The organism is Burkholderia ambifaria AMMD (assembly GCF_000203915.1).
Classification (GTDB): Bacteria; Pseudomonadota; Gammaproteobacteria; order Burkholderiales; family Burkholderiaceae; genus Burkholderia; species Burkholderia ambifaria.
On sequence record NC_008390.1, the window covers coordinates 79,955 to 103,302 of the forward strand.

20 protein-coding genes are annotated in these 23,348 nt (G+C 65.4%); 18 read left to right on the top strand and 2 right to left on the bottom strand.

What is annotated here, in order from left to right; genetic code table 11:
- Positions 1–18 precede the first annotated feature (18 nt).
- A complete protein-coding gene (locus BAMB_RS00355; protein ID WP_006751335.1) occupies positions 19–552 on the bottom strand; it encodes a class IV adenylate cyclase in 534 nt (177 codons plus the stop codon).
- 195 nt (positions 553–747) lie between these two features.
- Entirely contained in the window at positions 748–1,647 is a 900-nt protein-coding gene (locus tag BAMB_RS00360; RefSeq protein WP_041491057.1) for a LysR family transcriptional regulator, read from the bottom strand.
- Positions 1,648–1,821: 174 nt separating this feature from the next.
- On the opposite strand from BAMB_RS00360, the gene BAMB_RS00365 reads away from it, so the two are divergent.
- From BAMB_RS00365 to atpE, 18 genes are all read left to right on the top strand, one after another.
- A complete protein-coding gene (locus BAMB_RS00365; RefSeq protein ID WP_011655600.1) occupies positions 1,822–3,507 on the top strand; it encodes a GMC family oxidoreductase in 1,686 nt (561 codons plus the stop codon).
- Positions 3,508–3,929: 422 nt separating this feature from the next.
- A complete protein-coding gene (locus BAMB_RS00370; RefSeq protein WP_011655601.1) occupies positions 3,930–4,709 on the top strand; it encodes an ABC transporter ATP-binding protein in 780 nt (259 codons plus the stop codon).
- Positions 4,706–5,461 (top strand): ABC transporter ATP-binding protein, encoded by a 756-nt coding sequence (locus tag BAMB_RS00375; RefSeq protein WP_011655602.1) that lies wholly within the window; start codon positions 4,706–4,708, stop codon positions 5,459–5,461. Before BAMB_RS00370 ends, BAMB_RS00375 begins: the two co-directional genes overlap by 4 nt.
- Before the next feature lie 77 nt (positions 5,462–5,538).
- Positions 5,539–6,738: an ABC transporter substrate-binding protein gene (locus tag BAMB_RS00380; RefSeq protein ID WP_011655603.1), complete on the top strand. Its 1,200-nt coding sequence runs from the start codon at positions 5,539–5,541 to the stop codon at positions 6,736–6,738.
- Positions 6,739–6,857: 119 nt separating this feature from the next.
- Positions 6,858–7,742 carry a branched-chain amino acid ABC transporter permease gene (locus BAMB_RS00385; RefSeq protein ID WP_011655604.1) on the top strand — a complete coding sequence of 295 codons (885 nt, stop codon included), beginning with the start codon at positions 6,858–6,860 and terminating at the stop codon, positions 7,740–7,742.
- Complete coding sequence (locus BAMB_RS00390) at positions 7,742–8,716, top strand: branched-chain amino acid ABC transporter permease (RefSeq protein ID WP_011655605.1); 975 nt, start codon at positions 7,742–7,744, stop codon at positions 8,714–8,716. Before BAMB_RS00385 ends, BAMB_RS00390 begins: the two co-directional genes overlap by 1 nt.
- Positions 8,717–9,823: 1,107 nt before the next feature.
- Positions 9,824–10,981, top strand: coding sequence for an ABC transporter substrate-binding protein (locus tag BAMB_RS00400; protein WP_011655607.1), 1,158 nt, complete (start codon positions 9,824–9,826; stop codon positions 10,979–10,981).
- Positions 10,982–11,182: 201 nt separating this feature from the next.
- Positions 11,183–12,238: a branched-chain amino acid ABC transporter permease gene (locus BAMB_RS00410; protein ID WP_011655608.1), complete on the top strand. Its 1,056-nt coding sequence runs from the start codon at positions 11,183–11,185 to the stop codon at positions 12,236–12,238.
- Between the two features lie 4 nt (positions 12,239–12,242).
- Positions 12,243–14,027 carry a branched-chain amino acid ABC transporter ATP-binding protein/permease gene (locus BAMB_RS00415; RefSeq protein WP_011655609.1) on the top strand — a complete coding sequence of 595 codons (1,785 nt, stop codon included), beginning with the start codon at positions 12,243–12,245 and terminating at the stop codon, positions 14,025–14,027.
- The gene (locus tag BAMB_RS00420) at positions 14,027–14,785 is read left to right on the top strand and encodes an ABC transporter ATP-binding protein (RefSeq protein ID WP_011655610.1); all 759 of its coding nucleotides are present in this window, start codon (positions 14,027–14,029) and stop codon (positions 14,783–14,785) included. Before BAMB_RS00415 ends, BAMB_RS00420 begins: the two co-directional genes overlap by 1 nt.
- A gap of 505 nt (positions 14,786–15,290) precedes the next feature.
- Positions 15,291–17,261: a tRNA uridine-5-carboxymethylaminomethyl(34) synthesis enzyme MnmG gene (gene mnmG, locus BAMB_RS00425; RefSeq protein ID WP_011655611.1), complete on the top strand. Its 1,971-nt coding sequence runs from the start codon at positions 15,291–15,293 to the stop codon at positions 17,259–17,261.
- Positions 17,258–17,944 carry a 16S rRNA (guanine(527)-N(7))-methyltransferase RsmG gene (gene rsmG / locus BAMB_RS00430; protein ID WP_011655612.1) on the top strand — a complete coding sequence of 229 codons (687 nt, stop codon included), beginning with the start codon at positions 17,258–17,260 and terminating at the stop codon, positions 17,942–17,944. Before mnmG ends, rsmG begins: the two co-directional genes overlap by 4 nt.
- Positions 17,945–17,995: 51 nt before the next feature.
- Positions 17,996–18,775 (top strand): ParA family protein, encoded by a 780-nt coding sequence (locus tag BAMB_RS00435; RefSeq protein WP_011655613.1) that lies wholly within the window; start codon positions 17,996–17,998, stop codon positions 18,773–18,775.
- A gap of 31 nt (positions 18,776–18,806) precedes the next feature.
- Entirely contained in the window at positions 18,807–19,700 is an 894-nt protein-coding gene (locus BAMB_RS00440; protein ID WP_006756473.1) for a ParB/RepB/Spo0J family partition protein, read from the top strand.
- A 13-nt stretch (positions 19,701–19,713) separates the two neighbouring features.
- Complete coding sequence (locus BAMB_RS00445) at positions 19,714–20,844, top strand: SLC13 family permease (RefSeq protein ID WP_175783438.1); 1,131 nt, start codon at positions 19,714–19,716, stop codon at positions 20,842–20,844.
- A gap of 572 nt (positions 20,845–21,416) precedes the next feature.
- Positions 21,417–21,944 (top strand): ATP synthase subunit I, encoded by a 528-nt coding sequence (locus tag BAMB_RS00450; protein ID WP_041491060.1) that lies wholly within the window; start codon positions 21,417–21,419, stop codon positions 21,942–21,944.
- 110 nt (positions 21,945–22,054) lie between these two features.
- Complete coding sequence (gene atpB, locus BAMB_RS00455) at positions 22,055–22,903, top strand: F0F1 ATP synthase subunit A (RefSeq protein ID WP_011655618.1); 849 nt, start codon at positions 22,055–22,057, stop codon at positions 22,901–22,903.
- Between the two features lie 75 nt (positions 22,904–22,978).
- Entirely contained in the window at positions 22,979–23,248 is a 270-nt protein-coding gene (gene atpE / locus BAMB_RS00460) for a F0F1 ATP synthase subunit C (protein ID WP_006482730.1), read from the top strand.
- The last annotated feature ends 100 nt before the right edge of the window (positions 23,249–23,348 follow it).

A 23,348-nucleotide genomic window follows, 5' to 3' on the forward strand; every position in this document is an offset into this window, starting at 1 on the left:
GCCGCGGATAGGGCCCAATCAGGCCGCTTCGGATTGCGCGTCGGCGTTCAGCAGGTCGACGTACGCGACCGCGACGAGATCGTCCTGCGCCACGCCCAGCTTGGCGAACACGTCATGCGCTTCGGCTTCGCCGCCGGCTTCGTCGTCGTCGGGGCCGAGCACCACTTCCAGTTCGATGAAATCGCCGAGGCCGTCGACGCGGTCGAGGTGAATCCGCGTGCGGCCGACCAGGTACACGTGCCGTTCCTTCGTCACGATCCCGCGCGTGGTCAGCGCGGTCGCGAGCAGCGAATGCATCGCGTCCGGGTTCGTTACCGGGCTGCGCGTGTAGTACGACGCCTTCGGGCCGTCGCGGTCGTCGCGCTGATAGAAGATCAGTTCGGCCGGCGTGCCGTCCTCGAAGCGGCGCAGCTTCAGCCGGCCGCGCGGGACGTCGTAGAAGAAATCCTGCTGCCGGTAGAAAAGCGGTGCTTCGGTCGCGAGCGTAGCCGCCTGTTCGCGCAGCCGGTCGAATTCACGGGCGCGGGCTTTGATCTCGATGTTGCGGGCCATGCGGGTCTCCTTCAATCATGGATCTCGCGGTTTGCGAACGCACAATCTAGCAAAAAGCCCGCGATGGTGGCGTGACGAGCCCCCCGGACGCGGCGACACGACGCGGGGCGGGTTGAATGGGGCGCGGCGGCAATCGGGCGGCGAATCAGGCTCGGAAGCCCGGTGCACGATCGGCCGCATCGACATCAGCCGCCCTCATATCGCCCACTGCGCTTCGATCAGCCGCAGCGCGGCCGCGATCGCCGGTTCGTCGCGCCGCTCGGCCAGCGTCACGAACGTCAGTTCGGTCGGCACCGTCACGCGTTCGACGATCGTCAGCGCATGCGCATGCGCTTCGGCCAGCGCGGTCGAGTCGCGTGCGAGCGTCAAGCCGATCCCGGACTTGACGAGGTCGAGCATCGACTGCTCCTGATCGACCTCGGCAACCTTGACCGGCTGCGCGCCGGCCGCCGCGAAGCGCCGCGACAGCAGCCGGTGATGGGCGGACGCGGGCGGCGTCCAGATCCACGGCAGCGCGGCGAGCGCGCGCCAGTCGTGCGCGCGCTGCACACGCTCCTTCCAGCCGGCCGGCGCCAGCACGCGATACTGGAAATGCGTGAGCGTGACCGTATGGAACAGCATCTCGTCGCGCGGATCGTCCTCGCCCGGCCGGCCGATGTAGTAGCCGACGTCGAGCGCCTGCGCACGCACCTGCTCGAGTACCCAGCCCGACATCCCGTGCCGCAGCGCCGTCTCGATCTGCGGATGGGTTTCGACCAGCGCGCGCAGAAAGCCGCCGAGCCGCAGGAAGCCCGGATCGAGGATCGTGCCGATCCGCAGCCGGCCGCGCACCTCATGGCGCAGCGCCGCCGCGGCGCGCTGCACGTCGGCGGCCGCGGCCAGCGCGCGCTCCGCGTGCGGCAGCAGCGTCTGGCCGTCGCGCGTGAGCGCGAGCCCGCGAGACGTGCGCGTAAACAGCGTGATGCCGAGCGCTTCCTGCAGATGCTTGATCTGCAGGCTGACGGCCGGCTGCGTCAGGTGCAGTTGCGCGGCCGCGCGCGTGAGGTTGCCTTCGCGGGCGACCGTCGCGAACGCGCGAAGCAGGGTGAGATCCATCGTCGTGATATGAGCGCAGCTTATAACGCAGTTCAGCATAACTCATTGGATCGACGGCCGGGCGGCGGAGTACGCTTCATCGATCGCGTCGCCCGCGGCGCACCATGCTGAAAACGACGTGCGCGAGTGTGCTGCACGGCGTACAACAAGGAAGAAGACGCAAGGAGACATGTCGTGAGTACTCAACGTACGCTCGAGGGCGAATTCGATTACGTGATCGTCGGCGCGGGCACCGCGGGCTGCGTGCTCGCGAACCGCCTGACCGAGGATCCCGAGATCCGCGTGCTGCTGCTCGAGGCGGGCGGCAAGGACGACTATCACTGGATCCACATCCCGGTCGGCTATCTGTACTGCATCGGCAATCCGCGCACCGACTGGCTGTACAAGACGCAGCCCGAGGCGGCGCTCAACGGCCGCGCGCTGTCGTATCCGCGCGGCCGCGTGCTCGGCGGCTGCTCGTCGATCAACGGGATGATCTACATGCGCGGCCAGCGCGAGGATTACGACAGCTGGGCGCAGGAAACCGGCGACGCCGGCTGGTCGTGGGACAGCGTGCTGCCGATCTTCAAGCGCAGCGAAGACCACCACGCGGGCGCGAGCGATGCGCACGGCGCGGGCGGCTACTGGCGCGTCGAGAAGCAGCGGCTGCGCTGGGAGATCCTCGAATCGTTCGCGCAGGCCGCGCAGCAGACGGGCATCCCCGCGACCGACGATTTCAACCGCGGCGACAACACCGGGGTCGGCTATTTCGAAGTGAACCAGAAGCGCGGCGTGCGCTGGAATACGTCGAAGGCGTTCCTGCGGCCCGCGATGACGCGCCCGAACCTGACCGTCATCACCGGCGCGCACGCGCAGCGCGTGATCTTCGACGGGCGGCGCGCAGTCGGCGTCGAGTATCGCGGCGGCGGCACCGACTACGTCGCGCACGCGCGCGCCGAAGTGCTGCTGACTTCCGGCGCGGTGAATTCGCCGCAGCTGCTCGAACTGTCCGGCATCGGCGCGGGCGCACGGCTGCAGGCGCTCGGCATCGACGTCGTGCAGGATCTGCCTGGTGTTGGCGAGAACCTGCAAGATCATCTGCAATTGCGGATGGCGTTTCGCGTCGATGGCGTGCGCACGCTCAACACGCTGTCCGCGCACTGGTGGGGCAAGCTGATGATCGGCGCCGAATATGCGCTGCTGCAGCGCGGGCCGATGTCGATGGCGCCGTCGCAGCTCGGCGCGTTCGCGAAGTCCGATCCGGACGATCCCGCGCTCACGCGCCCCGATCTCGAATATCACGTGCAGCCGCTGTCGCTCGAACGCTTCGGCGAGCCGCTGCACGCGTTCAACGCGTTTACGGCGTCCGTCTGCCATCTGCGGCCGAGCTCGCGCGGCAGCGTGCACATCGCGAGCCCCGATGCGGGCGTCGCGCCGTCGATCGCGCCTAACTACCTGTCGACCGACCACGATCGTCATGTCGCCGCGAACGCACTGCGCCTCACGCGCCGGATCGCATCCGCGCCGGCGCTCGCGCGCTATCGTCCGGAGGAGATCCTGCCGGGCACGCAGTATCGGACCGAAGCCGAACTGATCGATGCGGCGGGCGCGATCGGCACCACGATCTTCCATCCGGTCGGCACGTGCCGGATGGGGCGCGCGGACGACGAACGGGCCGTCGTCGACAGCCGGCTGCGCGTGCGGGGCGTCGCGGGGCTGCGGATCGTCGATGCATCGGTGATGCCGTTCATCACGTCCGGCAACACGAATTCGCCGACGCTGATGATCGCCGAGCGCGCGAGCGACATGATCCGAGCCGATCGACGCGCGGCGCATGAAGCGACGCACGTGCGAACGGAAGCGGTGGTGACGGCTGCGTGACACCACGCTGACATCCACGACAGCGGGCCGTCATCTGCTCGCCCGCTGATTCGCTATACGAAGCAAGCCGAAGCGAGCGGATCGCACCGGATTGGTGAGATAAACGTGCACAGTGTGCGTGCGTTCGCGCAGGCACGCGCGATGCGCATGCGCGTACCGATTGATGCGCGTGTCAAAAAACACGTCGCAAATTCGCGAAGCGCCGCATCGGATATGGCTGCCAGCCCTATAAGTGCAAATCCCGATGATTGCACTGCACCAACGGGGCGACAATGTGGCGCAATGTGCAGACGCGTCGGCGCGGGAGACCACCCTCGATGCGTAATACGGCGTCCGGGGACAGCCCGCTCATCCGCAGACCTGTTCGCGGTCGCTTGCGCGAATCTTCCCGGTGGTTCGCCTGACTTCGTACGGAAGGGAACATGATTCTCGGCGACACGATTCTCGAAACACGCGGACTGACGAAGGAATTCAGGGGCTTCACCGCCGTGAACGGTGTCAACCTGCGTGTGCGCCGCGGTGCGATCCATGCGTTGATCGGACCGAACGGCGCAGGCAAGACCACCTGCTTCAACCTGCTGACCAAGTTCCTGACACCGACGGCCGGTCAGATCGTCTTCAACGGCATCGACATCACCGACGAGCGCCCGGCACAGGTCGCGCGCCGCGGCATCATCCGTTCATTCCAGATCTCGGCGGTATTCCCGCACCTGAGCGCGCTGCAGAACGTGCGCATCGGCCTGCAGCGCTCGCTCGGCACCGAATTCCATTTCTGGCGCAGCGAGCGCACGCTGAAGCGGCTCGACGATCGCGCGATGGACCTGCTCACGCAGGTCGGCCTCACCGATTTCGCGCATGTGCCGACCGTCGAGCTCGCATACGGCCGCAAGCGCGCGCTCGAGATCGCGACGACGCTCGCGATGGAACCCGAACTGATGCTGCTCGACGAGCCCACGCAAGGGATGGGCCACGAAGATGTGGACCGCGTGACCGCGCTGATCAAGAAGGTGGCGAGCGGCCGCACGATCCTGATGGTCGAGCACAACATGAACGTGATCGCCGGCATCTCCGACACGATCACCGTCCTGCAGCGCGGCGAGGTGCTGGCCGAAGGCTCGTATGCGGAGGTGTCGAAGAATCCGCTCGTGATCGAAGCCTACATGGGCAGCGCCGACGCGGCGCTCGCGGGGGCGCACGCATGAAGCGCAGCGAACGGGAGGAACGCGAATTGAGCGGCGTCGAGAGCGGCACGCCCGCGCTGGAGATCACGGGCCTCGAGGCCTGGTACGGGGAATCCCACATATTGCACGGCGTCGACCTGAGCGTTCATCGCGGCGAGGTCGTGACGCTGCTCGGCCGCAACGGCGCGGGCCGCACCACGACGCTGCGCGCGATCATGGGCCTCACCGGCCGCCGCAGCGGCTCGATCAAGGTCGCGGGCAACGAGACGATCGGCCTCGCGACGCACCGCATCGCGCATTTCGGCGTCGGCTATTGCCCGGAGGAGCGCGGGATCTTCTCGAGCCTGTCATGCGAGGAGAACCTGATGCTGCCGCCGCTGATCGGGCCGCGCGAGCATGCGATGCCGCTCGACGAGATCTACGCGATGTTCCCGAATCTCGCGTCGCGCCGGCAGAGCCAGGGCACGCGGCTGTCCGGCGGCGAGCAGCAGATGCTCGCGGTGGCGCGGATCCTGCGCACCGGCGCGAACCTGCTGCTGCTCGACGAAATCTCCGAAGGCCTCGCGCCGGTGATCGTGCAGGCGCTCGCGCGCATGATCATCGCGCTGAAGGCGCGCGGCTACACGGTCGTGATGGTCGAACAGAATTTCCGTTTTGCCGCGCCGCTCGCCGATCGCTTCTACGTGATGGAGCATGGCCGCATCGTCGAGCATTTCCGTGCATCCGAACTGGAAGGCAAGATGCCGATCCTTCACGACCTGCTCGGGGTGTGACGCCGCCCCGTTTCCCTTGCCGCTAGCCGTGGCGGCCCTCGAATAACCACAACGCATCAGAACAACAGGAGACGTCAATGAAAATGAAGACCCTCGCGCAGGCCTGTCTCGCGCTCGCGACCGCCGCGTTCACCGCCGGCGCCGCGCATGCCGCGGATACCGTGAAGATCGGTTTCGTCACCGACATGTCGGGGCTGTATGCGGACATTGACGGTCAGGGCGGCCTCGAGGCGATCCGCATGGCGGTCGCCGACTTCGGCGGCAAGGTGCTCGGCAAGCCGATCGAGGTCGTGTACGCGGATCACCAGAACAAGGCCGACATTGCCGCGTCGAAGGCGCGCGAATGGATCGACCGCGGCGGGCTCGACCTGCTCGTCGGCGGCACGAATTCGGGAACGGCGCTGGCGATGGCCAAGCTCGCCGCGGAGAAGAAGAAGGTCTACATCAACATCGGTGCGGGCGCGGACACGCTGACGAACGAGGAGTGCACGCCGTACACGGTGCACTATGCGTACGACACGATGGCGCTCGCGAAAGGCACCGGCTCGGCGGTGGTGAAGCAGGGCGGCAAGACGTGGTTCTTCCTGACCGCCGACTACGCGTTCGGCAAGGCGCTCGAGAAGAACACGTCCGACGTCGTGAAGGCGAATGGCGGCCAGGTGCTCGGCACGGTGCGCCACCCGCTGTCGGCGTCGGATTTCTCGTCGTTCCTGCTGCAGGCGCAATCGTCGAAGGCGCAGATCCTGGGCCTCGCGAACGCGGGCGGCGACACGATCAACTCGATCAAGGCCGCGAAGGAATTCGGCATCACGAAGACGATGAAGCTCGCCGGGCTGCTGATGTTCATCAACGACGTGCACAGCCTCGGCCTCGAAACGACGCAGGGCCTCGTGCTGACCGACAGCTGGTACTGGAACCGCGATGCGGCATCGCGCCAGTGGGCGCAGCGCTACTTCGGCAAGATGAAGAAGATGCCGTCGAGCCTGCAGGCGGCCGACTACTCGTCGGTGACGACCTACCTGAAGGCCGTGCAGGCCGCCGGCACGACCGACTCCGACAAGGTGATGGCCGAGCTGAAGAAGATGAAGATCAGCGACTTCTACGCGAAGGGCACGATCCGTCAGGACGGCAGCATGATTCACGACATGTACCTGATGGAAGTGAAGAAGCCGTCGGAGTCGAAGGAGCCGTGGGACTACTACAAGGTGCTCGCGACGATTCCGGGCGACCAGGCGTTCGGCACCAAGAAGGAATCGCGCTGCGCGCTGTGGAAGTAAGCGCGACGTAGCGGTGTAGCGGCGCGCGGGGGCCGCGGCGATGTGCTCGCTGCGCCGCCCGCGTGCGCCGCCGCTTGAAGGTTGCGCACGCAACGAAACTCATACTGACGGCTAAGTCGATGGAAATCTTTGGCATTCCGTTGCCGGCGATGCTGAGCCAGTTGCTGCTCGGGCTCGTCAACGGCTCGTTCTACGCGATCCTGAGCCTCGGGCTCGCGGTGATCTTCGGGCTGCTCAACGTGATCAACTTCGCGCACGGCGCGCTGTTCATGCTGGGCGCGATGCTCGCATGGATGGGGCTGTCGTACCTCGGGTTGCCGTACTGGGCGATGCTCGCGCTCGCGCCGCTGCTCGTCGGCGCGTTCGGGATCCTGGTCGAGCGTTCGATGCTGCGATGGCTGTACAAGCTCGATCACCTGTACGGGCTGTTGCTCACGTTCGGCCTCACGCTCGTCGTCGAAGGCGTGTTCCGCTCGGTCTACGGCTCGTCCGGCCAGCCGTACGACGTGCCGTCGCAGCTGTCCGGCGCGACCAATCTCGGCTTCATGTTCCTGCCGAACTACCGCGCGTGGGTGGTCGTCGCGTCGCTTGCGGTGTGTCTCGCGACCTGGTTCGTGATCGAGAAGACGCGCCTGGGCGCCTATCTGCGTGCCGGTACCGAGAACCCGAAGCTCGTCGAGGCGTTCGGCGTGAACGTGCCGATGATGATCACGCTCACCTACGGCTTCGGCGTCGCGCTCGCGGCGTTTGCCGGCGTGCTTGCCGCGCCGGTGATCCAGGTGTCGCCGCTGATGGGCCAGCCGATGATCATCACCGTGTTCGCGGTGGTCGTGATCGGCGGGATGGGCTCGATTCTCGGCTCGATCATCACGGGGCTGATGCTCGGCGTGATCGAGGGCTTCACGCGCGTGTTCTATCCGGAAGCGTCGGCCACGGTCGTGTTCGTGATCATGGCGATCGTGCTGCTGATCCGCCCGGCGGGCCTGTTCGGCAAGGAAAAATGATGCAGAGAAAAGTGCTCTACGGCGTGCTGCTCGCCGCACTGCTCGCCGCGCCGTTCATCGGCGCGTATCCGGTCTTCGTGATGAAGGTGCTCACGTTCGCGCTGTTCGCGGCCGCGTTCAACCTGCTGATCGGCTATACGGGGCTGCTGTCGTTCGGCCATGCGATGTTCCTCGCGACCGCCGGCTACGGCACCGGTTATACGATCCAGACGCTCGGCTTCACGCCGGAGCTCGGCGTGCTCGTCGGCACGTTCGCCGCGACGCTGCTCGGGCTCGTCGTCGGGCTGTTCGCGATCCGGCGACAGGGCATCTACTTCGCGATGATCACGCTCGCGTTCGCGCAGATGGTCTACTTCATCTACCTGCAGGCGCCGTTCACGCGCGGCGAGGACGGCCTGCAGGGCGTGCCGCGCGGCCACCTGTTCGGGCTCGTCGACCTGTCGAACGACGTCGCGCTCTACTACGTCGTGCTCGCGGTGATCGTGGCCGCGTGCGCGTTCATCGTGCGAATCGTGCACTCGCCGTTCGGCCAGGTGCTCGTCGCGATCAAGGAGAACGAGGCGCGTGCGATCTCGCTCGGCTACGACACCGATCGCTTCAAGCTGCTCGCGTTCATCCTGTCGGCCGGGCTCGCGGGGCTGGCCGGTTCGCTGAAGGTGCTGGTGCTCGGCTTCGAGACGCTGTCCGACGCGCACTGGACGATGTCGGGCCTCGTCGTGCTGATGACGCTCGTCGGCGGGATGGGCACGCTGTTCGGGCCGTTGCTCGGCGCGGCGCTGATCGTCGCGCTGGAGGACCGGCTCGGCGACATCGGCGAATGGCTCGCCTCGGTCACCGGGATCGGCTGGTTCCACTCGCTCGGCGAGTCGACGACGATCGTCACGGGGCTGATCTTCATCGCGTGCGTGCTGGCATTCCGGCGCGGGATCGTCGGCGAGATGGTCGCGCGGGTCAAGACGCTCAGGCCGTCCTGAATGCATCGCGCCGGTGCGGCGGGGGTGGTGCAGCGCGGAGGGGCGAGGTTGATGCGAAGCACCATCCGGCACGGCCGGGAAGGGCGTTTCGGCGGCCGCCGGCCGGCCCCGCGCGGCAGCGCTGGTGCCCCATTTTCGTGCGGCGATGCACCATAGGGGTAAATGCTAAGTTGTCCCGGCATGAAAGGTCCTTTAATCTTCGTTCAGTTCTGATGCACCGCGAAACGAATTTGCAGGTGGAGAACGAGGAGACAATCGAGGCACAAAGTGCCCGGACCCCAAAGCGCTGTTGGACGGAATCCAACAGCGCTTTTTCATTTGTGTGCGCGAATTTCCCTCGATGGTGCAGGGAAGCGGCGCCGCGTTCCGCGCGCCCGTATTCGGCTTCGCACTGCCCGCGTTTCAGTTTCACCCCGTCCTCCCGTTTTCGTCGTGCCTGCCGGTCGATCGCCACTGGCGCGCAGCCGCGTGCATGCCGTCCGGGCTTACCCGGTTGGCGTGCGCAAAAAGCGTCCGTTACACTCAGCTTTCGCCGACCGCGCGGTCGGGAAAATCGGTCGGCAGTTCTCCTACAAGCAAAATGCAGAAGAGGGAGTACGGTTGGATGAGAAGCGCAGGACGATGGATCGGGGCACGGCGGGCGGCTGGCGCCGCTCGTACGGGGTGGGTAGCGCATGGGTATGCCCGTGCTTTCGCGAGCCGTTCTGCGGCCGGTATGCGCGCTCCGGCGCGATTGGCCGGCACGGTTCTTTCTCCGGTCGTTGCGTTCGCATCCACATGAACTGCCGCGCTTCCGATCTTGCGCCGCCCGCGCGCGTGGCCGAATCCGCTTTGGCCGGTCGATCTGCCGACGATCGTTGCGTGCGCATCGATCGCCTTTCCCGCCAAGCCGCCTTTCCGCGCTTGCTTCATCCTGACGACATTGCTGCCGCGCATCGTGACGGTCGAACGACCGCTTCGGAATGCGCGGCGGGCGCGCGCGCGTTTCACGGGAAAACGAGCGTAGGCGCGGCATGGCGAGATAGTTAAATTATTAACTTGTTTTGAGGACCGGGAGCCGCCCGAGCGACCCGTGGATTTTTCGAGCAGCGTTTGGAGACGACATAAATGAAGATGAATCGATGGATGGAGGCTCTGCTTGCCGCGGGCCTCGTGTGTGCGGCGGCCACGGCGTCGGCACAGGTGAAGATCGGCGTGACGCTGTCGGCCACCGGGCCGGCCGCATCGCTCGGGATTCCGGAAAAGAACACGATCGCGCTGCTGCCGAAGGAAATCGCGGGCAAGAGCGTCCAGTACATCGTCCTCGACGATGCGTCCGACACGAGCCGCGCGGTGCAGAACGTGCGCAAGCTGATCGACGAGGATCACGTCGACGCGATCATCGGTTCGTCCGTCACGCCGAATTCGCTCGCGATGCTCGATCCGGTGTCGCAGGGCAAGACACCGACGATCTCGCTCGCGGCGAGCGCGCAGATCATCGCGCCGATGGACGCGAAGCGCGCGTGGATGTTCAAGGTGCCGCAGAACGACCAGCTGATGGCCGATGCGATCGCCGGCTACATGGCGAAGCACGGCGTGAAGACGATCGGCTTCATCGGCTTCGCCGACGCGTACGGCGACAGCTGGTACAACACGTTCAACGCGGCCGCGGCGAAGAACGGGTTGAAGGTCGTGTCGAACGAGCGCTACAACCGCACCGACGCGTCGGTGATGGGGCAGGTGCTGAAGCTGCTGGGCTCGAATCCCGACGCGGTGCTGATCGCCGGTTCCGGCACGCCGGCCGCGCTGCCGGCCAAGACGCTCAAGGAGCGCGGCTACAAGGGCAAGGTGTACCAGACGCACGGCGTCGCGAACAACGACTTCCTGCGCGTGTGCGGCAAGGATTGCGAAGGCGAGATCCTGCCGGCCGGCCCGGTGCTCGTGACCGACCAGCTGCCCGATTCGAATCCGGTGAAGAAGCCGGCACTCGGCTACAAGGCTGCGTACGAGAAGGCATACGGCGCGGGCTCGCTGTCGACCTTCGGCGGGCATGCGTGGGATGCGGGGCTGCTGCTGCAGCGCGCGATTCCCGACGCGCTGAAGAAGGGCCAGCCGGGCACCGAGGCGTTCCGCGAGGCGCTGCGCGCGTCGCTCGAGAGCGTGAAGGACCTGCCCGTGTCGCACGGCGTGATCAACATGACGTCGACCGACCACAACGGCTTGGACACGCGTGCGCGCGTGATGGTGCAGATCGTCGACGGCAAGTGGAAGCTGCAGGCCGAGTAAGCATCACGTGAAACCGGCGGGCGCGGCGCGAACGGCGCCGTGCGCGCCGTCGGCAGCGCGGCGGGCCTGGCGGCCCGCGCTCGCGCCGCATGGAGTGTCCGGGAAGCCGCCGCACGACGCTTGACCTTCCGGTCGTGCCGTCGGCGTGCGCGGGCCGCTCCCGTCGCCGTTTCTCCGCAGCATTCTCGATACACGAAACGTATGGATTTCTCGATTGCGGCGATCCTCGCGCAAGACGGCATCACGACCGGCGCCATTTATGCATTGCTGTCGCTGGCGCTCGTGCTGGTGTTTTCCGTCACGCGGGTGATCTTCATTCCCCAGGGCGAATTCGTCGCCTACGGCGCGCTCACGCTTGCGGCGTTGCAGGCGCAGAAATTTCCCGCGACCTGCTGGCTGTTGTTCGTGATGGGCATCGCGTGCTTCATGCTGGAAGTCGGCGGCTTGGTGCGCCATCGCGAACGCCGCCATCAGCTCGGCCGCGCGCTCGCGACGCTGGCGAGCCGCTACGTGCTGCTGCCGCTTGCGGTGTTCGCGCTCACGCGCAGCTTTGCCGCGCAGCCGCTGCCGATGCTCGCGCAGATCGCACTGACGCTCGCGATCGTCGTGCCGATGGGGCCGTTCGTCTACCGGCTCGTCTATCAGCCGATCGCCGAAGGCACGACGCTGCTGCTGCTGATCGTGTCGGTCGCCGTCCATTTCGCGATGGTCGGCCTCGGGCTCGTGATGTTCGGCGCGGAAGGTTCGCGTACCAACGGATTCGCGGACGCGTCGCTGGCGGTCGGCAGCATGACGGTGTCGGTGCAGAGCATTCTCGTGGTCGTGACCGCGCTGGTGCTGATCGGTGCGCTCTACGTGTACTTCGGTCGCACGATCGCCGGCAAGGCACTGCGCGCGACGTCGGTGAACCGGCTCGGCGCGCGGCTCGTGGGCATCGGCACGACCGAAGCAGGGCGGCTGGCGTTCACGCTGGCCGCGGGCCTTGGCGTGCTGTCCGGCATCCTCGTCGGCCCGCTGACCACTATCTATTACGACTCCGGCTTCCTGATCGGCCTGAAGGGCTTCGTCGGCGCGATCATCGGCGGGCTGGTCAGCTATCCGCTCGCGGCCGCCGGCTCGCTGCTCGTCGGCGTGCTCGAATCGTATTCGTCGTTCTGGGCGAGCGCGTACAAGGAAGTGATCGTGTTCACGCTGATCATCCCGGTGCTGCTGTGGCGCAGTTTCGCGACGCCGCATGCGGAAGAGGAAGAGGAGTGACGCGATGAAGACGATGGTACGCAACAAGACCTTCTGGGTGTTTCTCGTGGTGCTGTTCGCGCTGCCGGTGCTGCCCGGCGCGCTGCAGGTGCCCGAATACTGGATCACGCTGCTGAACTACATCGGCCTCTACGCGATCGTCGCGATCGGGCTCGTGCTGCTGACGGGTGTCGGCGGGATGACGAGTTTCGGGCAGGCCGCGTTCGTCGGCATCGGCGCGTATGCGACGGCGTTCCTGACGACGCGATACGGCGTGTCGCCGTGGCTCGCGCTGATCGTCGGCGTCGTGCTGACGGCGCTCGTCGCGCTGGTGCTGGGTGCGGTCACGATGCGGCTGTCCGGGCACTTTCTGCCGCTCGGCACGATCGCATGGGGCCTCGCGCTCTTCTATCTGTTCGGCAACCTCGAGCTGCTCGGCAAGTACGACGGGATCAACGGGATTCCGGCGCTGAACCTGTTCGGCATCGAGCTCGGCAGCGGCCGCAGCCTGTACTTCCTGATCTGGGCCGTCGTGCTGGCGGCGATCGTGTCGGTGCAGAACCTGCTCAACAGCCGCCCCGGCCGCGCGATCCGCGCGCTGCGCGGCGGCGGTGTGATGGCCGAGGCGATGGGCGTGAACACCGCATGGATGCGCGTCGTGATCTTCGTCTACGCGGCCGTGCTCGCCGCGGTATCGGGCTTCCTGTACGCGCACCTGCAGCGCGCGGTGAACCCGACCCCGTTCGGGCTGAACCACGGGATCGAATTCCTGTTCATGGCCGTGGTCGGCGGCGTGTCGCACGTGTGGGGCGCGGTGCTCGGTGCGGCGATCCTCACCGTGCTGCAGGACTACCTGCAGACGCTGCTGCCGAAGCTGCTCGGCTCGGAAGGCAACTTCGAGATCATCGTGTTCGGCGTGCTGATGGTGCTGCTGCTGCAGTACGCGCGCCAGGGCGTGTGGCCGTTCGTCGCGAAGCTGTTTCCGCGCGGGCCGCGCGCCCATGTGCCCGACCAGGCCGATCCGCTGCCGCAGCGCGCGAAACCTGTGGCCGGCGAGCCGCTGCTCGTCGTCGACAACGCGCGCAAGCAGTTCGGCGGGCTGGTGGCCGTCAACGACGTGAGTTTCGACGTGAAGGCGGGGCAGATCATCGGCCTGATCGGCCCGAATGGTGCCGGCAAGTCGACCACGTTCAACCTCGTGACCGGCGTGCTGCAGCCGACCGGCGGCACGATCACGTTCCGTGGTGAGCGGATCGACGGGCTCACGTCGCGGCAGATCGTCCGGCGCGGAATCGGCCGTACGTTCCAGCACGTGAAGCTGCTGCCGACGATGACGGTGCTCGAGAATGTCGCGATCGGCGCGCATCTGCGCGGCCATACGGGCGTATGGCGCAGCATCGCGCGGCTCAACGCGCACGAGGAGGCGCAACTGCTGGCTGAAGCGGCACGGCAGATCCGCCGCGTCGGCCTCGAAAAGCACATGTACGACGAAGCCGGCAGCCTCGCGCTCGGCCAGCAGCGGATTCTCGAAATCGCCCGCGCGCTGTGCTGCGACCCGATGCTGCTGCTGCTCGACGAGCCGGCCGCCGGGCTGCGCTACCAGGAGAAGCAGCAACTCGCCGATCTGTTGCGGCGGCTGAAGGCCGAAGGGATGAGCGTGTTGCTCGTGGAACATGACATGGATTTCGTGATGAATCTCACCGACCGGCTGGTGGTGATGGAATTCGGCACGCGGATCGCGGAAGGGCTGCCGCAGGACGTGCAGCAGGATCCGGCGGTGCTCGAAGCGTATCTGGGCGGGGTGGAGTGATGACGGCGGACACGACGATGCCGATTCTCGAGGTGCGCGGACTGGCGGTCCGGTACGGGAAAGTCGAGGCGCTGCACGGTGCGGCGATCAAGGTGGGCGCCGGGCAGATCGTCAGCGTGATCGGCCCGAACGGTGCCGGCAAGTCGACGATGCTGAACGCGATCATGGGCGCGTTGCCCGTGACCGGGCATGCGTCGGGCGCGGTCATGTACCGCGGCCACGACGTGGGCGCGCTGCCGGTCGAGCAGCGCGTCGCGCGCGGGATGTGCCTCGTGCCGGAAAAGCGCGAGCTGTTCAGTACGATGACGGTCGAGGACAACCTCGTGCTGGGCGCGTATCGCCGCAAGCTCGCGGGCGAGTCGAACTTCCTCGACCAGCTCGATCATGTGTTTGCGCTGTTTCCGCGGCTCAAGGAGCGGCGCAAGCAGGCGGCCGGTACGCTGTCGGGCGGTGAGCGGCAGATGCTTGCGGTGGGCCGCGCGCTGATGGGCAAACCCGACCTGCTGATGCTCGATGAGCCGAGCCTCGGGCTGGCGCCGCTGATCGTGAAGGAGATTTTTCATATCATCAGCGCGTTGCGCGGCACAGGTGTCGCGACGCTGCTGATCGAGCAGAACGCGCGGGCGGCGCTGCAGATCTCGGACTACGGTTATGTACTGGAGACGGGGGAGCTGGCGCTGGAGGGGCCGGCGGCCGAACTGGCACAGAATCCGCGCGTGATCGAAACGTACCTCGGGCTGGCGAAGAAGATGGCTTGATGGTTAGGGCGGGTGGCGGGAAACGGGCGGCGTGTTTCACGTGAAACACGCCGTTTTTGTTTTTGGGAGCAGGGCCATGCTCCGACGAATCGGGTTTGGGGATAAGTGCCGGAGCATCCAGCCGAAGCGCTGTGATGGGGGCGGGGTGCCTATCGTGCCGGGCTGCACAGGATAACGAGCATTGTGTGCTTGTGTGCACGACAGCCCGCTATTGCCGCGAGACGAACGGCACAGGGGATAAGTACCGGGCGATCGATCGGAAATACTGTGACCTCGGAGGGATGTCGACGCCTGTTTTGCACAGCTTGGCGATGTGCGTCGAGGCCGCGGGCGCACATTGCCGTAGCAGGCTGGGCCGGCACAGCTCGGCCGATCGGCCAAAAAAACGCCGAAATGAACCGGCCCTACCATTCGGATGGCCTTCGGGTGAAAAGCGAACCCGCTATAATTCGCCCCATACATTTCTCAGATAGGTTCGTGCACAGTCCTGTGTGCGGAATCCACCATGCTTTTTCCCACAGAATTTGACGTCATCGTTGTCGGTGGCGGGCACGCCGGCACGGAAGCCGCGTTGGCCTCGGCCCGTATGGGCGCGAAGACGCTGCTGCTGACCCATAACATCGAAACGCTCGGGCAGATGAGCTGCAATCCGTCGATCGGCGGCATTGGCAAGGGCCATCTGGTCAAGGAAGTCGATGCGCTCGGCGGCGCGATGGCTGCCGCGACGGACGAGAGCGGTATTCAGTTTCGGATCCTCAATTCGTCGAAGGGCCCGGCCGTGCGGGCGACGCGCGCACAGGCCGACCGTATCCTGTACAAGGCTGCGATCCGCCATCGGCTCGAGAATCAGCCGAACCTGTGGCTGTTCCAGCAGGCCGTGGACGATCTGATGGTGGAAGGCGACCGCGTGGTCGGCGCCGTCACGCAGATCGGCATCCGCTTCCGCGCGCGGGCGGTAGTGCTGACAGCAGGTACGTTCCTCGACGGCAAGATCCACGTCGGTCTGAACAACTATACGGGCGGTCGCGCGGGCGATCCGGCGGCCGTGTCGTTGTCGGCGCGCCTGAAGGAGCTGAAGCTGCCGCAGGGCCGCCTGAAGACCGGTACGCCGCCGCGTATCGATGGCCGCTCGATCGACTTTTCGAAGCTGGACGAGCAGCCGGGCGACCTTGATCCGATTCCCGTGTTCTCGTTCCTGGGCCGCGCGGAACAGCATCCGCAGCAGCTGCCGTGCTGGGTCACGCATACGAACGAGCGCACGCACGACATCATTCGCGGCGGCCTCGACCGTTCGCCTATGTATACAGGCGTGATCGAAGGCGTCGGCCCGCGCTACTGCCCGTCGATCGAGGACAAGATTCACCGGTTCGCGTCGAAGGAATCGCACCAGATCTTCCTGGAGCCGGAAGGGCTGACGACCAACGAGTTCTACCCGAACGGAATTTCGACGAGCCTGCCGTTCGATGTGCAGCTCGAGCTCGTGCACTCGATGCGCGGCCTCGAGAACGCGCACATCCTGCGGCCCGGCTACGCGATCGAGTACGACTACTTCGACCCGCGCGCGCTGAAGGCGTCGCTCGAAACGAAGGCGATCAACGGGCTGTTCTTTGCGGGCCAGATCAACGGCACGACCGGCTACGAAGAAGCGGCCGCACAAGGCCTGCTGGCCGGCTTGAACGCAGGCCGCTACGTGCAGGAGAAGGACGCATGGTGCCCGCGTCGCGATCAGGCGTACCTGGGCGTGCTGGTCGACGACCTCGTTACGCGCGGCGTGGCCGAGCCGTACCGGATGTTCACGAGCCGTGCGGAATACCGCTTGAGCCTGCGTGAAGACAACGCGGACATGCGTTTGACCGAGATCGGCCGCGAACTGGGGCTCGTCGACGACGCACGCTGGGATGCATTCAGCCGGAAGCGCGACGCTGTTTCACGTGAAACCGAACGCCTGAAGTCGACGTGGGTCACGCCGAAGACGCTGCCGCCGGAAGAGGCGACGGCTTTGCTCGGGAAGGCGATCGATCACGAATATAGCCTCGCCGAGCTGCTGCGCCGCCCGGGCATCAGCTACGACGGCGTGTGCAGCCTGAAGGGTGGCGAATGCGCGCCTACCGAACCGCTGGCCGACGATCCGGTGCTGCTCGAGCAGATCAAGGAGCAGGTCGAGATTGGCATCAAGTATCAGGGCTATATCGAGCGGCAGGCGAGCGAGATCGAGCGCAACGATGCGAACGAGAACACGCGCTTGCCGGATGGCATCGACTACCGCGAGGTTCGCGGCCTGTCGTTCGAAGTGAGCCAGAAGCTCAACGAGTTCCGGCCGGAAACGATCGGCCAGGCCTCGCGGATCTCGGGCGTCACGCCGGCTGCGATCTCATTGCTGATGGTGCATCTGAAACGCCGTGGCCTTGGCCGTCGTAACGGCACCGCCGCAGAGGCGACGGAGCAGGGGGATGGCACCGTCCCGACGCAACAATGACGGCGCGTCGCGCGCCGGCGGTTAATCGGGACGTACTTGAACAGATGCTCGTCGACGGCACGGCCGCGCTCGACATCGCATTGACGGATGCACAACGCAACCAGCTGCTCGACTATGTCGCGCTGCTCGGCAAGTGGAACGCGGTCTACAACCTGACTGCGATCCGCGACCCGAAGCAGATGCTGATCCAGCACATTCTCGATTCGCTCTCCATCGTTCCGCATCTGCGCGACCGTGCATCGGCGCGCGTGCTCGACGTGGGTTCGGGCGGCGGCCTGCCCGGCATCGTGCTGGCGATCGTCCGGCCGGACTGGCAGGTGACGTTGAACGATATCGTGCAGAAAAAGTCTGCATTCCAGACGCAAATGCGCGCGGAGCTGAAGCTCGCGAACCTGTCGGTCGTCACGGGGCGGGTCGAATTGCTGCAGCCGGGTGTCGACGTGCCGGAAAAATTCGACATGATCGTGTCCCGCGCCTTCGCGGATCTATCCGACTTCGTTAAACTTGCTCGTCATCTCGTCGCACCCGGCGGATCGATCTGGGCAATGAAGGGTGTTCACCCGGACGACGAAATTGCACGACTGCCGGAAGGCAGCCGCGTAAAGCAGACGATGCGGCTTGCAGTACCGATGCTCGATGCCGAACGGCACCTGATCGAGGTGATCGTCGACGAGGCGAATTGAAGGCGCGCGTTAGCGCGCCGTTTGTTTGAAGGTAAAGGGAACACACCAACGATGGCAAAGATCTTCTGCGTTGCGAACCAGAAGGGGGGCGTCGGCAAGACGACGACATCGGTCAATCTCGCCGCAAGCCTTGCAGCGCAGGAGCAACGAGTCCTGCTGATCGATCTCGACCCGCAGGGCAACGCGACGATGGGCAGCGGGATCGACAAGGCCGCCTGCGAGTCGACCGTGTACGAAGTGCTGATCGACGGCGTATCGGTGATGGACGCACGCGTGCGTCCGGAGGGCGTCACGTACGACGTGCTGCCGGCCAACCGCGAGCTGTCGGGTGCCGAGATCGAGCTGATCGGCATCGACAACCGCGAGCGTCGGCTGAAGGCCGCGCTCGAGCACGTGGCCGACGACTACGACTTCGTGCTGATCGATTGCCCGCCGACGCTGTCGCTGCTGACGCTGAACGGACTGTGCGCGGCACATGGCGTCGTGATCCCGATGCAGTGCGAGTATTTCGCGCTGGAAGGGCTGTCGGATCTCGTCAACACGATCAAGCAGGTTCACGCGAACATGAATCGCGACCTGAAGATCATCGGCTTGCTGCGCGTGATGTTCGATCCGCGCATCACGCTGCAGCAGCAAGTCTCCGATCAACTGAAAGCGCACTTCGGCGACAAGGTGTTCGACGCGGTGATCCCGCGCAACGTGCGCCTGGCGGAAGCGCCGAGTTACGGGTTGCCGGGCGTCGTGTTCGACCGCAACTCGCGCGGTGCGCAGGCGTATATCCAATTCGGTGCCGAGATGATCGACCGCGTGCGCGCGTTCGAGGTGTCGTGATCCGGACATGAGCGAAGCGAGGAAGAAAGACATGAACGCGGTACCAAAGAAGAAGGGCTTGGGACGTGGCCTCGAAGCGCTGCTCGGCGGCAGTGCGGACATCACCGAAGCGGTGAAGATCGAAGGGGCGCCGAACACGCTCGCGCTCGGCAAGCTGCAGGCGGGCAAGTACCAGCCGCGGACCCGGATGGACGAAGGCAGCCTGCAGGAACTGGCGGCGAGCATCCGCGCGCAAGGCGTGATGCAGCCGATCCTGGTGCGGCCCATTTCGTCTGACAAATACGAGATCATCGCCGGCGAGCGACGTTTCCGCGCGGCACGCCTGGCCGGTCTCGACGAAGTGCCGGTGCTCGTGAAGGACGTGTCCGATCAGGCGGCTGCCGCGATGGCGCTGATCGAGAACATCCAGCGCGAGGACCTGAACCCGCTGGAAGAGGCGCACGGTATCCAGCGCCTGCTCGACGAGTTCGGGTTCACGCACGAACAGGCGGCCGAATCGGTCGGCCGTTCGCGCAGCGCGGTGTCGAACCTGCTGCGCCTGCTGAACCTCGCTGCGCCGGTGCAGACGATGCTGCTGGCCGGCGATCTCGACATGGGCCACGCGCGTGCGCTGCTCGCGGTCGACGCGGCGACGCAGATCACGCTCGCGCACCAGGTCGTCAACAAGCGCATGTCGGTGCGCGAGACCGAGAAGCTGGTCGCGCACACGACGAAGGAAGCGCCTGCGGTGAAGGCGCGCGCGAAGGATGACGGCGGCCGCGACACGCGCCGTCTCGAAGAGGAGTTGTCCGACCTGCTCGCGTCGACGGTGAAGATCAAGCTCGGCCGCCGCGGGCGAGGGCAGGTGATGATCGATTTCGGCAACCTCGATGCGCTCGAGGGCATCCTCGTGCGCTTGCGCGGCAACGTCGCGACCGAAGAATAACGAGGCGCGATTGATAGAGAACACGGGCGCGGCGGCGCCACGCCGTTGGCTTGCCTGGCTGTTGAAGGAGCCGGTGCTGTCGGTACTGGCGCTTGCACTGATCATTCTGCAATGGTTGCATCCGCAACCAATCGCCACGCTGGCCGGGCGCGTCGACTGGCAGACCGTCGCGACGCTCGCGGGCCTGCTGATGCTGACCAAGGCGCTCGAGTTGTCCGGATGCCTGATGTGGCTCGCGCATCGCATCGTCCATCACGTGCATTCGGAGCGCGGGCTCGCGATACTGCTTGTCGTGTTCGCGGCGGCACTCGCGATGTGGCTCACCAACGACGTCGCGCTGTTCGTCGTCGTGCCGTTGATGGTGTCGCTGCGCGCGCTGACGCCGCTGCCGTTCCGGCGGCTCGTGATCGTGGTCGCGCTGGCCGTCAACGCGGGGTCGGTCGCGACGCCGCTCGGCAATCCCCAGAACTTGTTCCTGTGGCAATTGAGCGGCATGTCGTTCGGCCGTTTCGTCGTCACGCTCGGGCCGCTCGCGCTGGTGCTGATGGCGCTGCTGCTCGTGCTGACGGCGTGCGCGTTTCGCGCGAAACCGCTCGACCTGTCGGGGGACGTCGAGGCCGTTCCGGTGCAGCGCATGCACGCGCTGCTCGCGGCGGTGCTGTTCGGTGCGTTCGTGCTGCTGGCCGACGCGCATCATCCGGTGCCGGCGCTGCTCGCCGTCGTGATCGCGCTGCTGGTCGCAAAACGTGACGCAGTCCTGAAGATCGACTGGCTGCTGCTGCTGATCTTCGTGCTGATGTTCGTCGTGCTGCGCAGCGCGGCTGCGCTGCCCGTCGTGCACGACGCGATCGCGCGGACCCATCTCGATTCGCCACTGCGTGTGTTCGGGGCAGGTGTGGTGCTGTCACAGGGAATCAGCAACGTGCCGGCGGCCATCCTGCTGTCGGAATTCACGCACGACTGGCGCGCGCTCGCGTTCGGCGTATCGGTCGGCGGCTTCGGCTTCGCGATCAGTTCGCTCGCGAACCTGATCGCGGTGCGTCTCGCGAAGGAGCCGCGCATGTGGCTGCCGTTTCACCTGGTGTCGATTCCGTTCGCGATCGTGAGCGCGGCACTGGGCGCGTGGTTGCTCGTTCACGGTTGAGCGGCGCGGCCGCCTGCGGTGCAGACGTGCTGCAAGCGTGACGGAGAGGGCGCACGGCGTTCCCGGCCGTGGCGAACCCGGGCTGTTGATAAGTGCGGCGATTCACAGTCGATATTCTGTGGCGGCACAACAACTGATTGCGAGCCTCGGCCCGCTCGCGGCCGAGCGCATTTCGCGTGTCGCGCCCACCGCGGTGATCACACTAGTTCCTTTGTTCCACATCGTTGCGCCCGGTCGTTTTCCACGGTCGCGTCACAGCAGCATTCCTGCTGCGATCGCGTCGCGTCGATGACGCCCGTGCCAGGCATCGATGCCGCTTCATTTCCTCGTCGCCGTACTTTTTCGGGCAAGAAATACCGGTGCGGGAAGGCGACCTTACAACTGTCATCGTACGTCGTCGATTCGCGCGTTTTTCATATGATGAGGCGTCGTTTTGCACAGGTTTTTGTCGCGTCTAAAGCCTTGAATCACTTGCAACTATCGCTTACAATCGCCCGGATTTGTTAGCTAGGCACCCCTGAAAGCTTTCGGAAAGTCTGGGGCCGGGTTCAAGGATTTTGCGGAAAATTGCGATGGCGGGTCAGGCGCCGAACGACAGGCACGATGATCACCGAGCGCAACGCAGCGCTTCAGCGGCCGGCGAACGGCGCGAGTCCGATGCCGACGACTGGGATGCCGAGCAGCAAGATAACAACATCGTTCCGCTCACGCGGACGGAAGCCGAGAGGCTGTTCGGTCCGAACGTGAGCAAGCCGTCGCGCGTGACCCCCTCCAAGGTGGTGGCCGCGCAGGTGGTCTTGTCCCTGGTTGCAACGCTGGCGTGGTGGCTGTTTTCAAAGTCGCCGGGCGCCGCTGCGCAGTCCGCGTTTCTGGGCGGGGCGATCGGCTGGGTGCCAAGCGCGTTGTTCGTGGCACGACTGAAGGCAGGTGGCACGGCCACCGTCATGAGCTGGGTGATGGGCGAAGCCCTGAAACTCGGCCTGACGATCGGGATGTTCGCAGCAGTGGCGTTCGGCTGGGCCGGCGTGCACTGGGTGCCGTTCCTGGTCACGTACCTCGTCGTGCTGAAGACGTACTGGATCGCACTGGCCTGGCGGTAAGAAACAAGCAGCGTGCGGTTTCGACAACGAACCGCACCGGCCCGTTCCCGCAATAGCGTATTGCGGAACGGGGCAAAACGATTTTCGACAATTTGGGTGGCATTAACGATATGGCAGCTAGCGAAGGCACGCGTCCGGATCCGTCCGAGTACATTGCGCACCACTTGCAGAATTTCTCCACCTCGCATCAGACGTCGATTTTCGATATCCACGTCTGGAATCTCGATACGCTGTTCTGGTCGATCGTGTGCGGCATCGTGACGATCCTCGTGCTGCGTCTGGCCGCCCGCAAGGCGACGTCGGGCGTGCCGGGCCGTTTCCAGTGCGCGATCGAGATGCTCGTCGAAATGGTCGAAGACCAGTCGAAGGCCATCGTCCACGGCAATCGTACGTTCATCGCGCCGCTCGCCCTCACGGTGTTCGTGTGGGTCACGCTGATGAACTCGCTCGACTTCCTCCCGGTCGACCTGCCGGGCCGCGTGATCGGCCTGCTCGGTCTGTCGGACGTGATTTCCCACCATCGCATCGTCCCGACGGCCGACCTGAACGGCACGCTCGGCATCGCGCTCGGCGTGTTCGTCCTGATGATCTACTACAGCATCAAGATCAAGGGCGCGGGCGGCTTTGTGCATGAGCTGCTGTCGGCCCCGTTCGGCGGCCACCCGCTGCTGTGGATCCCCAACCTCGCGCTCAACATCGTCGAATACGTCGCAAAGACCGTTTCGCTCGGCATGCGGCTGTTCGGCAACATGTACGCGGGTGAGCTGTTGTTCCTGTTGATCGCCCTGCTCGGCAGCATGTGGAGCTTCGGTGGCGACGCAACGTTCCTCGGCTTCATTGGTCACGTGATCGCGGGCAGCGTCTGGGCAATCTTCCACATCCTGATTGTTCTGTTGCAGGCATTCATTTTCATGATGCTGACGCTGGTGTATCTCGGCCAGGCGCACGACAAGCACTAAGCGCGGCGTGCAACAAAGAGTCTTCGTTTTAGTTTTTTAAATCTCAGTTCCAAGTCTTTTCACAAAGGAGTGATCATGCAAGCTTACATCGCCAACATCCAGGGTCTGACCGCCATCGGTATCGGCATCATCATCGGCCTGGGTGCAATCGGCGCCTGTATCGGTATCGCGCTGATGGGTGGCAAGTACATCGAAGCGTGCGCACGTCAGCCGGAACTCATCAACCCGCTGCAAACGAAGATGTTCCTGCTGGCCGGCCTGATCGACGCTGCATTCCTGATCGGTGTTGGTGTCGCAATGCTGTTCGCGTTCGCGAACCCGCTCCTGTCGAAGCTCGCAGGCTAAGGTTCCTCGGAAATATGCGCCCGGCGTAAGCCGGCGCAGGGCGGAACGGAGACTTGGGGCGCTGATCGAATGCAACTCGATGAGCGCCTTACCGTTTCAT

What these genes read in the sequence shown, in the direction of transcription:
- BAMB_RS00355 (WP_006751335.1), bottom strand. Translation starts at nt 552, where the DNA reads ATGGCCCGCAACATCGAGATCAAAGCCCGCGCCCGTGAATTCGACCGG.
- BAMB_RS00360 (WP_041491057.1), bottom strand. Translation starts at nt 1,647, where the DNA reads ATGGATCTCACCCTGCTTCGCGCGTTCGCGACGGTCGCCCGCGAAGGC.
- BAMB_RS00370 (WP_011655601.1), top strand. Translation starts at nt 3,930, where the DNA reads ATGATTCTCGGCGACACGATTCTCGAAACACGCGGACTGACGAAGGAA.
- BAMB_RS00375 (WP_011655602.1), top strand. Translation starts at nt 4,706, where the DNA reads ATGAAGCGCAGCGAACGGGAGGAACGCGAATTGAGCGGCGTCGAGAGC.
- BAMB_RS00380 (WP_011655603.1), top strand. Translation starts at nt 5,539, where the DNA reads ATGAAAATGAAGACCCTCGCGCAGGCCTGTCTCGCGCTCGCGACCGCC.
- BAMB_RS00385 (WP_011655604.1), top strand. Translation starts at nt 6,858, where the DNA reads ATGGAAATCTTTGGCATTCCGTTGCCGGCGATGCTGAGCCAGTTGCTG.
- BAMB_RS00390 (WP_011655605.1), top strand. Translation starts at nt 7,742, where the DNA reads ATGCAGAGAAAAGTGCTCTACGGCGTGCTGCTCGCCGCACTGCTCGCC.
- BAMB_RS00400 (WP_011655607.1), top strand. Translation starts at nt 9,824, where the DNA reads ATGAAGATGAATCGATGGATGGAGGCTCTGCTTGCCGCGGGCCTCGTG.
- BAMB_RS00410 (WP_011655608.1), top strand. Translation starts at nt 11,183, where the DNA reads ATGGATTTCTCGATTGCGGCGATCCTCGCGCAAGACGGCATCACGACC.
- BAMB_RS00415 (WP_011655609.1), top strand. Translation starts at nt 12,243, where the DNA reads ATGAAGACGATGGTACGCAACAAGACCTTCTGGGTGTTTCTCGTGGTG.
- BAMB_RS00420 (WP_011655610.1), top strand. Translation starts at nt 14,027, where the DNA reads ATGACGGCGGACACGACGATGCCGATTCTCGAGGTGCGCGGACTGGCG.
- mnmG (WP_011655611.1), top strand. Translation starts at nt 15,291, where the DNA reads ATGCTTTTTCCCACAGAATTTGACGTCATCGTTGTCGGTGGCGGGCAC.
- rsmG (WP_011655612.1), top strand. Translation starts at nt 17,258, where the DNA reads ATGACGGCGCGTCGCGCGCCGGCGGTTAATCGGGACGTACTTGAACAG.
- BAMB_RS00435 (WP_011655613.1), top strand. Translation starts at nt 17,996, where the DNA reads ATGGCAAAGATCTTCTGCGTTGCGAACCAGAAGGGGGGCGTCGGCAAG.
- BAMB_RS00440 (WP_006756473.1), top strand. Translation starts at nt 18,807, where the DNA reads ATGAACGCGGTACCAAAGAAGAAGGGCTTGGGACGTGGCCTCGAAGCG.
- BAMB_RS00450 (WP_041491060.1), top strand. Translation starts at nt 21,417, where the DNA reads ATGGCGGGTCAGGCGCCGAACGACAGGCACGATGATCACCGAGCGCAA.
- atpB (WP_011655618.1), top strand. Translation starts at nt 22,055, where the DNA reads ATGGCAGCTAGCGAAGGCACGCGTCCGGATCCGTCCGAGTACATTGCG.
- atpE (WP_006482730.1), top strand. Translation starts at nt 22,979, where the DNA reads ATGCAAGCTTACATCGCCAACATCCAGGGTCTGACCGCCATCGGTATC.